Source organism: Microbulbifer sp. SE14, from assembly GCF_059834885.1.
The window spans coordinates 1-10,565 of sequence record NZ_JCBAJA010000055.1 but is presented as its reverse complement, the minus strand read 5'-3'; the positions used below and the strand labels follow the sequence as shown (position 1 = coordinate 10,565).

The 10,565-nt window shown below is 72.2% G+C and carries 4 protein-coding genes; all 4 read left to right on the top strand.

What is annotated here, in order from left to right; genetic code table 11:
- Positions 1 to 719, top strand: a 719-nt coding sequence (locus tag AC6R19_RS22410) for a hypothetical protein (protein ID WP_500582096.1), incomplete at its 5' end; no start/stop codon positions are given.
- Positions 720 to 765: 46 nt separating this feature from the next.
- Positions 766 to 2,157: a hypothetical protein gene (locus tag AC6R19_RS22405; protein WP_500582095.1), complete on the top strand. Its 1,392-nt coding sequence runs from the start codon at positions 766 to 768 to the stop codon at positions 2,155 to 2,157.
- Between the two features lie 3 nt (positions 2,158 to 2,160).
- The gene (locus tag AC6R19_RS22400) at positions 2,161 to 6,462 is read left to right on the top strand and encodes a hypothetical protein (RefSeq protein ID WP_500582094.1); all 4,302 of its coding nucleotides are present in this window, start codon (positions 2,161 to 2,163) and stop codon (positions 6,460 to 6,462) included.
- Positions 6,463 to 6,477: 15 nt separating this feature from the next.
- Positions 6,478 to 10,470: an eCIS core domain-containing protein gene (locus AC6R19_RS22395; protein WP_500582093.1), complete on the top strand. Its 3,993-nt coding sequence runs from the start codon at positions 6,478 to 6,480 to the stop codon at positions 10,468 to 10,470.
- Positions 10,471 to 10,565 lie beyond the last annotated feature (95 nt).

Sequence of the window (10,565 nt, the reverse complement as noted above, 5' to 3'; positions counted from 1 at the left end):
AGCAGGGCGCCGCGGCCGGCGGGAGCGCCGGCCTGGTGGTGCGCCGCCGGGCGGAGTTCGAACTGGCCGAGGAGGCGCTGAAGCGCTGGGCCCTGGGCAGCGGCGACAGCTACCGGCGCAGCCTGGGGCTGCTGGCGCAGGTGGTGGCCAGCGAGCCGCTGGCGGAGGCGTCTGCGGAGCGCATCGCCGCCGCCGCCCTGGAGGCGGACGACCCGGCGCTGGCGGCGGAGGCGGCGCTGCACCAGGCCCGCGCCGCGGTGGAGGCGAAGGAGATAGAGCTGGAGCAGGCGGTGATCGCCGCGCGCATCGCCGATATCGATGCGGACCCGGACGACAACGGGGAGGTACAGGCCCGCCAGGCGGAGCTGGACCTGCTTGAGGATGAACTGGAGGCGGCGGAGATCGCCAATACCGGAGAGCTCTCCGACGCCCTGGACAACTGGGAGGCGGCGGTGCCCGCCTTCGCCTGGAACAACCTGCAGGCCTTCGACACGGCGCTGGCGCTGTTGCAACAGCTGGCGGACGCCGACGGCGCCGCGCTGCAGGGCGCCCTGACCGACGGGGAGGCGGAACTGATCGCGGCCCTCACCGAGGACGACCGCCAGCGGCGTCTGTCGGCGGAGCTGGCGCTGGCGACGGCGCAACAGGCGCGGGAGCGGGACTACCTGCGCAAACAGGCCGCGGCCAACCAGCTGGCGGCCCTGAAGGGCAGCTATTGAGCGGGCGCACGGGCCCGGGCAGAAGATAAGTAAAGGAGGCACTTAAGTGGCCAATTCAGCACAAGGGGACTGCAGCGCCGCGGCGGTGGGGGAGATGTTGCCGGTGGACCCCAGCCGCTCGCTCTACGTCCATTTCGGCATGCTGCTGGGGGTGGAGGACTTCCGCACCCTGGACGCCTACCACCGCGGCAAGATGTGGTTCCACTCCGGCTGGCTGCACCGCCAGGGGGTGATCTGGGGCCTGGGCGTGAGCCTGGACGCCGACAGCGGCGAGGCCCGCGTGGCCCCCGGCGCGGCCCTGGATCAACTGGGGCGCGAGCTGATGCTGGCGCGGCCCTTCTGCGTCAACCTGGGGGCCTGGTACCAGAAGCACCGGGACGATCCGCAACTGGCAGAAATCGTCGAGGTGGGCGAAGACACCGGCGCCGTGACCTTCAACGCCCACGTGGCGATCCGCTTTCGCGCCTGCCTCGAGCGGCAGGTGCCGGCGATGACCGAACCCTGCGATGGCGCCGGGGCCGCCACCGCCTATTCCCGGGTCGCGGAGACCGTCGAGCTGCTGCTGTTGCCGGGGGCGGCGCCGGCGTGGCGACAGCCCGGGCAGCTGCCCTTTCATCGCCTGCGGCTGCTGTTCGCACTGGAGGCGCCCCTCGAGGACGAGGAGGGCGCCGTCACCGACGCGGACCAGGAAGTGCTGGATGCCCGCGCCGCGGTGGAGGCGCTGCCGGCGGCCGACAGGCCCGCCGCCTACCTGAAATGGCTGCGCCACTTCGCCGCGCTGGACGAAATGGCGGACGCCCCCGCCGGCGACGGCTACGCCGGGCTTTTCCCGGGCGATCTGCCCGGCGCGATTCCCCTGGCGGACCTTAAGGACATCACACTGCTGCCCGCCGGCGACGGCTGGGCCCTGGACCCGGAGACCGTCACCCCGAACCGCGTCGACAACGGTGTGCGCCCGGTACACATCCCCACCAGCACCATCCAGGAACTGCTGTGCGGCCCGGCGCTGGCGGCGGCCCCCGCCGAGGCGGCCGCGCCCCCGGCGCCGGCGGAACCGGAGGACGCCGGCGGCCCGCGCATCGACGGCGGGTCGGTGGCGGTGGACGGGGAGTTTATCCGCTTCACCGTGCACGGCGGCCCGCTGATGAAGGCCAGCGTCGACCCGCGCGCCTTCTCGATCACCGCCTTCGACAACCGCGACGGCTGGGTGACCGCCGAGATCAAGGCGGTGGAGTACGACGAGGGCGAGTCCCGCGTGACCCTCGAGCTGCGCGACGCCCCCGGCGGCAACCTGCTGCGCCTGATCGCCCGCGGTACCGGCCCCTGCCCGCTGCTGGGGCGCAACCGCATCCCGCTGGCCGGCGCCCTGGGCGCCGCGGCGGCGGGCGGCCGGCACGACGGCATCGACTTTGTCCACACCCTCAGGATCAGGAGCTAGCTCATGGCAGAGAAAACGAAGAGCGGCGCCGGCGAGCTGGTGCGCATCGGCTCCGGCGGCGGCCACATGGTGGTCGACAGGGCGGGCGAGCTGCGCCGCCTGAACTATTTCGACGGCAGGTTCCTGCGCGCGCCGGACCTGCTGCAGGAGCAGCGGGCGCTGCTGGCCCAGGTGCAGATTGCCAACCGCGCCGGCGGCGCGGGAATCGTCCACGGCTACGACCTGGCGCTGAGCGGCGCCAGCCTCTCCATCGGCGCTGGCCTCGCCATCGATTACCACGGCCGCGCCCTGGTGCTGGGTGGGGAGATCCGCGTGGGGGTGGCGGAGCTGCTGCAGAAATCCGGCGCCGCGGCGCCCGCGGGTGCAGCGGCAGAGAAGGCGACTTCCTCGGCGGAGTTCGAGGACTGTGTGCTGCACACCGCCGAACCAGGCGATGTCGGCGAGGCGGGCGCGGCGGATTTCTACCTGGTGACCCTGCACCACGCCGAGGCCTACTGCGGCGAGGAGGACGTCTACGGCAGGATCTGCGCCGAGGCCTGCACCACCAGCACCCAGCGCTCCTACATTCTCGAGGGGGTGGAGGTGCGCCTGCAGCCGCTGGAACTGACGGTGCCGATGAAGCAGTCCAGCGCCGTGGCCCTGGGGGCCAAGCACCTGCGCTCGCGCCTCGCCAGCGCCTGCTTCGAGATGGAGAAGCGTGCCGGCGGCTCGCGTATTTCCGCCGCCGGCCTGACCTCCGCGACCTGGTGCCTCGGCGCCGAGGCCCGGTCCGGCAGCGGCGTGGCCATCGGCGTGCTGGCGCTGGCCGGCGGCCAGCCGCGCTTCGTCGACGCCTGGACCGCGCGCCGCGAGCGCCTGGAGTCGCCGCCCTGGCACTACTGGGCCGGGCGCCTGATGATGCGCAGCCGCGCGGTCTTCCTGGCCCAGCTGTTCCAGTTCCAGTGCCAGCTGCGCGGCTGCCTGTCGCCGTCGGACCCGGCCGCCCCCTGCAAGAAGCTGGTGGATTTCGATCCCTGTGCCGACACCCGCCGCACCGCCGGCGAGGCCGCCGCGGGCATGCGCTACCTGCTCGACAAGCTCGGCGACGCGGCCGCCCGCCTGGCGGAATTCGACCGGGCGCTGCCCGGCGCCGACCCGGAGTGGGCCGGCAAACTGACGACCCTGGAGCGCAGCTACCAGAAATTGGTGGACAGCGCCCGCATCGCGGTGCCGGACCGGCTGATGATCAACTGCGGCATCGTCGAGGTGCCGCCGGCGGGCTACCTGCCGGTCAACGTGAGCGGCACCGTCAGCGTCAACGAGCAGGTGGCGCGGCTGTTCGGGCCGGGCGTGGACCTGCGCTTCTGTGTCGTGCGCCCGGACTATGTGGCCCACGCGCTGGAGGAGGCGCAGCATATGGACCGCATCTGCCTGCTCGAGGGGCTGGCGGACGCCGGCGCGCGGCCGAAGGTGGACGTGCTGGTGCCGAACGGCCAGGTGCAGCGCCTCGAGCGGCCCGACGACCTGAACGGCTACCGCGCCGCTTTCCGGCTGGACAACCGGCTGCTGGCGCTGGGTTGGCCGCTGCGCACCGCGCCGCAGCTGGACGCCGCCACGGATTACACCGCGCTGAACTACCGCGCCACCGCCTTCGGCGGCCTGGCGCCCCTCAGCGGCGCCGCCCGCGGCGCGCGCGGCGACGGCGGCGGCTACAGCTTCTACTGTGCCGCCCACAGCGCCAGCGGCGGCCAGCTGCCCCTGTCGGAGGCAGCGGCGGCGAAAATGGCGGCCTATTACGGCGCGGACGCGGCGACATCCCCCGGGGCGCTGGCCGCCGGCAGCTTTACGCTGGTGCCCGGCGGCTCCCTGTGGCTGGACCTGAAGACCGAGCGGGACCCCTTCGCCCTGGGGGCGGGGCAGACCACCGACCTGCGCGCCAAGTGCACCCTGGTGCTGCGCCGCACCGTCGACGGCATCGAGCAGCTGGTGATCGAGGAGCGGCGCATCTCCGGCCAGTTGCAGGTGCTCCAGCCCGCGGCGTCGGGAGTGAACACCAGCCTGTCGGCGCGGCTGATCGCGGACATGGACCTGCGCCGGGTGCAGCTGGGCGGCGGCGAGCGCGACGAGCGCGGCGAGGCCCTGGAGCTGGACGAGAAGATCGTCGTCTCGCGCACCTCCGTGGCCGGCCTGCCGCCGTCCGTCTCCGCCACCTTGGTGAACCCGTCCTTCTTCGCCGGGCTGGACAATGTGCAGCTGGTCTTCGAACGGAGCTGGGTGTCACAGGCGGAATCCCGCCTGCGCCTGCTGCTGCGCTACCAGGGCAAGCTGGCGGCGGTGAAATACACAGAATACGGCGGCGAGGACCGGCTGCTGCTGGAGGGACAGCTGACCGAGGACGCCGCGGCCCTGGAGCCGGGCTCCGAACCGCACGACCAGTCGCTGCAGGCCCTGGGGCATATCGCCCGGGCCACCGACAACCCGGCCTTCGCCGACCGCGCCGGCAAGCTGCTGTTCCCGCCGGCGCCGCCCCCCAGCGGTGAGCTGCGCATACTGGCGCGGGAGTCCTGGGTGCTGTTTCACCGCCGGCGCGAAAAGACCTGCGAGTACACGGTACAGGCGGCGGCGCCGCTGCCGGAGCGGCGTTACCGGGTCTACCACGTGCACCTGCCGGCGGAGGTGGACCTGGAGCAGCTGCGCACGCAGCTGTCGGAGGACCCCGGCGCGGCCGTGGCCCGCTTCAGCCCCAAACCCGTCACAGTGGTGGACTTCGGCGCCGGCCTGGCCTCGGTGGAGACGGATCACGGCGATATCCGCGCCGACTGGCAGACGGCGGTGCAGGTCAATTCCGATCTGTACATCGGCCTGATCGCCAGCCACGGCGACGTGCTCGACGAGGGCCAGGCGCTGGCGGACGCGCGCCTGGCGCGGCTGACGCAGCTGTTGTCGCCGGTGGCGCAGCCGGCGCCGGAACTGGCCCTGCTCGGTGCCGGCCGCGTGCCCGATTCGCTGGCGGCGGGAGAGCTCGACGGTGTCGCAATCTATTTCACCCGCGCCGTGGCCACCGTCTGCCACCGGCTGTTCCGCCTCGCCAGCCGGGATATCCAGTCCCGCGAGGCCGAGCTGTACAAACTGCTGCACAGCGAAGGCGCCGGCAGCCTGGCGGAAGTCGTCGCGGAGCTGGGCGGCGCACCCCTGTCCAGCCGCCCCCGTTTCCCCGCCGACAGCGAGCAATTCTACGGCGCCACGGATGCACAGCAGTTGGCCGCCAGCTGGTCACTGGCGGGCGGTGGCCCGGTGCACTGGGCCATGTCCCTGTCGGCCGAGAGCGGCGACGAGGAACAGGCCCTCACCGGGGCCCAGACGCAGACCATCGCCGCCGCTCTGGACGGCAGCGCGGACAATATGCGCTACCGCCAGGTGCCGGCGCGGCACTTCGGCGACTGCAGCAAGGCCTCGGTGCTGTTCAGCCAGCTGGTGTGCCACGACGTCTACCTGTACACCCCCTTCACCCGCGAGCCCGAGGCCTTGTACGAACAGCTGAAGGCCCAGGCGGGCAAGGGCGGTCTCAGCCGCGAGATGTTCGAGAACGGCGAGAGCCAGTTCAGGCACCTGGGGGCGCTGGACTTCTACGCCGGCGGCAGCGAGCACGAGCAGCAGTCGAAAGAGGACTTCCTGCAGCAGTGGCTCGCGCTGCTGCAGGGCACCTCGCCGGGGGCCATCGATGTCTACTTCCTGGCCCTGGCCAGGGCCGGCGCCAGCGCCGAGGAGAGGGAGGCGAACCTGCAAGAGGCCCACGCCCAGGCCGAGGCCGTCAACCTGCTGATGGGCGTCAACGGAAAAGTGCTGAGCGTGGTCACCAACGGCGGCGACGGCGAATTCCCGGTGGACTGCAACGCCGTCACCATCGCCATTTCGCCCGTCTCCAGCAGACTCAGCGAGGCCGCGGGCCCGACCCATCGCACCCTGGTGATGCAACCCGCGGCCGCCGACAGCAGCGACGGCGGTGAGGCGAAACCGGCGCTGATACCCGGCGGCAGCCTGGCGGTGGATGCCGGTGGTTCGGTGCTCGAGGACGCCGTGTCGAGGGAAACCCTGGAGCGGCTCAAGTCCGGGGACGCCAAGATCAAGGAGGTGGAACTGGTCAGCCTCGATGGCAGCGTGCCGGAAGAGGAGGAAAAGCGTGCCAAGGCGCTGCTGAAATACCTCAAGGAGGAGGGGCTGGCGAACCGCAACGCCAAGTTCAGCGTGCGCGAGGCGAACGCCGCCGAGAAGGTGGACATAGTGCGCAGCGGCTTCCTGCTGGATCGCGGCCTGCTGCTGAAATAGGACCCGCGCAATCCCATGGCAAGTCGAGCCGCCACACCCGTCCAGCAGGCCCAGAGCGACAGCCGCCGACGCCCGCTGCAACAGGCGCCGGACGGCGACGCCGGGCGCGAGGCGGAAACCGGCCTGGTGCAGATGCTCTGCGCCGAGTGCGAGTCCGGGCAGGCGCAGATGATGCCCGCGCCGGCGGAAGAGGCGCCACTGCAGATGGAGGCCGCCGACGCCTCGCCGGTGCAGCAGTTGTGCAGCGGCTGCGAGGGGGAGGCCGAATCGCAGCATGGGGGGGACAGCGCCGGGCCGTCGCCGGTGCAGATGTGGGACTGCGACGACTACTCGGCGCCCACCTGCGGCGTGCAGGCCAGCGGCGATCTGGAGCCGGTGCAGCCCCGATGCGCCGCCTGCGAGGGCGGGGTAAGCACCCAGCGCCGCGACGTCCCGGGGGAGGAGGCGCAGCACCGCAAACGCCTATCGCCCAGGGCGGTGCAGCGCATTGCCCGCGCCGGTGTGGCCGGTGCCAATGAGCCGATCCCCCACCTGCAGCGCATCCAGGCCGCCTTCGGCCGCCACGATCTCTCCGGCGTGCGCACCGCCACCGGCGGCAGCGCCGCCAGTGCCAGCGCCGATATCGGCGCCCGCGCCTACACCATCGGCGAGCGCATCGCCTTCCGCCATCCCCCCAGTCTGCACCTGGCGGCGCACGAGGCGGCGCACACGGTGCAACAGCGCGGCGGCCTGCGCCTGCCGGGCAATGTCGGCCGCCCCGGCGACCGCTGGGAGCGCCACGCGGACCGGGTGGCGGACGCGGTGGTGGCCGGCGAGTCGGCGGAACCGCTGCTGAACGAGGTGGCGGACCCGGCGCGCGACAACCCCGGCGGCGATGGAACCGCGGTGCAGCGGCGGCTCAGCGTGGACGCCTTCCGTATCACCGAGGGGCCCGCCGGCGGTGGTGAGGGCGGTGCGGAGCCCGGTAAGGAGGGCGATGGGTCGGGGGAAAAGGGCGGCGGGAGTGAAAAGGGGCAGGCCGCTGGCGAGGGCGCGGCGGAGGGCGTGGCCGAGGCCGCAGAGTCCGGCGCGAAATCCACGCCGGAGGAGAACAGCGAGAAACAGCAACCGGAAGCCGCCTGCAACAAGGCCAGGGCCGACGAGGCAGGGGAGGGGGACGCAGCCGAAAGTGAGGACGGCAATGCCGGCGCAGAGGGGGAGGCGGAGGAAGCACCGCCGGACGCGACCCCGGGCCCCGGCGAGTGCTTTACCGACAGCTCGCCGGAGCCTCCGGAAGACGCCGAGGAACCCGATTCCGATTCCCCGCCGAACGACGTCAAGGAGGAGAGCGACGTCACCTTCCCCGAATGGGAGGAACCCGACGATGCCTGCGACTGCGAAGTGGCCGAGGCCCAGCAGCAGAACGCCGGCCAGGTGCCGGCGGAGTTGGCCCCGGCCGGTTCCCCCGGCGGCGCTGTCGCCGAGTCAGGGGCTGCCGCCGGCGCAAAAGGGGCCCCGGCCGATGGGACCGGGGCGGCTGCGGAAGAGGGGAGCGGCGAGAGCGCCGCCGAGCCGGGCGCGGCAGCGGAGCGGCAGCCGGGTGGCGGCGCCGGGGCCGCAGCCGAAGACGGCGAAGGCGGGGCCGCCGCCGGCCCGGATTTCTCCGCCGGCGAGGCGGGCCGCGACGCGGCGGTGGCGGACTACCACGACGCCAGTGGGGAGTTGCCGGCCATCCCCGCGCGCGCGGCGCGCTTGTCCCGCGGCCTGTCGTTCGCCAATGCCCGGCGCGGCTCCGCCGCCGAGGAGGTGCGCCGCAATGTGGCGCTGGCCCAGATAGGCGCCTTCTTCGCCGGTGCTGCGGGACAGTTGTCAGATGCCGTGGCCTTCGTGACGCAGGACGTGCCGGAGCGTCTCGGCGGGATGGCGGATGCCGCCAAGGTCGCCATCGACGAGTCCATGGCGGCGGAGCGGGCCGCCATCTCCGGACGCATGGCGGCGGCGCGCGCCGCCGCGCGCAGCCAGGCGGCTGCCGCGCGGGCCCGCATCAGGGCCCAGTTCCAGGTCGATACGGCGCTGGTCAACGTCAGCACCGACACCGCCATCGCCGCCCTCCGGGCCGCCCACCAGCAGTCCTCCCGCGCCATCAGCCGGCGCGAGGACACGTCCCTGGCGGAGGTCAACAGCCGCTTTGCCCGCTCCCGCAGGGACCACGACGCCAGGGGAGAGGAGTATGGTCAACGGGCCATAGCCCGCGGCCAGCACTTCGTCGACCAGTACGAGAGCTGCAAGGTGGTGGACGGCGAGCGCTATGGTGACGACGGCTTTTGGGACGGTTGCCTGACCGTGCGCCGCGCCCACGCCCAGCAGGAGGCCGCCTGCAAGACCGCCAGCGGCTTCTACAAGAACATGACCAGGCTGGCGCAGGAGAAGGGCTACAACCTGCGCGAGCAGCGCACCCAATACCGCTGTGCGGTGATCTCCGGCGCCGGCCAGTTCAGCGCCACCCTCGACAACACCCTGGAGCAGCTGATCGGCGGGCTGGAGAAGGGCCGCAAGGGCAGCCTGGACGGCCTGAAACAGGTGCGCGACATGAACCTGCAGGCGGTGGACGCCGCCCTCGCCGCCAGTATCGAGAGCCTCCACCAGCGGGAGCGGGCCCAGCGCCAGGCCGTCAACGACGCCGGCTATATCCAGCAGCTGGCCGCGGAGCAGATGGCTCACGGTGCGGCAGCTGGCCTGGCCCGGGCCGTCGCCGCGGCCACCGCGTCTCTGGAACTGCTGTTGGCGGACCTGCGCGAAAAACTCACCGCCGGCGAGGCGCCGCCGCCGGAGCAACTGGCGCAGTTACTGGCCAATGCGCAGGCGGGCATTGGCGGCGGTATGGGCAGCCTGCTGGAGAAAATGGAGGAGGGTGCTTCAGGCGCCGAGTTGCGCCTCGCCGACCTCAGTTTCGGTGCCGCCGATTCACTCGCCGCCATCACCCGCGCCAACGCCGCCTCCGCGGCGGAGTCCGAGGCCGCCTTCGCCGCCCAGATGACTGCGCTGACAACTGCGGCCATCGGCGCCATGGACCGCCTGGCCCAGCAGCAGGTCGCCAAGGCGGCCGAGAGCAGCGCCCAGGGCACGGCGAGCATGGCGCAGATGGTGGCCGGCTTCGAAAGCGCCACCGAACAGATCTACACCCAGGTGGACGAGGCCACCGCCCAATCGATGTCGGACCTGGAGACGGACCTGGAGAATATGGCCGGGCGCCTGGACGGCCAGATCGCCCGCGAGGCCAACAAGGCCGCGAGCAAGGAGCAGCCCGCCTGGAAGGGCGTGGTGGCCATAGTGCTGATCATACTGGTCATCATCGCCTCGGTGGTGGTCAGTGTCCTCACCCTGGGCGCCGGCGCGCCCTTCCTGGCGGTGGTACTGGTAGGAGCGGTCGTCGGCGCCATCACAGCGGGCCTGATCCAGGTGATCAACAACTGGGCCGCCGGCGAGGACCTGGGCGAGGGCGTGGTACAGGCGATGGTGATCGGCGCCGTGGGGGGCGCCCTGGGGGGCGCCATTGGTGCCGGCGCCAACGGCCTGGCCCAGGCGGCAGTACAGGGCGCCATTCGTGCCGGTGCCAGCCGCGGCGCCCAGGTCGCACTCAATATCGGCATCAACCTGGCCGGGGATATGGTTTCCGAGGGAATGTCCCAGACATTCGCCTACGCGGCCTTCGGCCAGTCGTTCAACTGGCAGGGCTTCGTGATGGCCGGCGGTATGTCCGTGGCCTCCACCGCCCGCGGCGGCCTGCCCGGATCGCCCCGGGCAGGCGCTCCGGATGCACCCAATGGCGTGCCCCGGGGCGCGGGCGCCGATGCGCCCTCGGCGGCGCCCCGGACTGGTGGCGCCAGCGCGGACATCCCGCCGTCTACCGGCGCACGCGCCCGCGGCGCGCTGTTGGACGTGGGCATCGGGCTGGGACTGGCCGGCGCCGTGGAGGGATTGAGCTACGCCAGTGGGGGTGAGGCAGACTTCAATAGGGATGAGCAGTGACAACCCGGCAAAGAAACAGATGAACCCGCATCTATTTCATTGCCACGGCAAAATCACTGCAGCAACCCGTACCCGAATACCGGATCCCGCCCCGG

What these genes read in the sequence shown, in the direction of transcription:
- AC6R19_RS22395 (WP_500582093.1), top strand. Translation starts at nt 6,478, where the DNA reads ATGGCAAGTCGAGCCGCCACACCCGTCCAGCAGGCCCAGAGCGACAGC.
- AC6R19_RS22400 (WP_500582094.1), top strand. Translation starts at nt 2,161, where the DNA reads ATGGCAGAGAAAACGAAGAGCGGCGCCGGCGAGCTGGTGCGCATCGGC.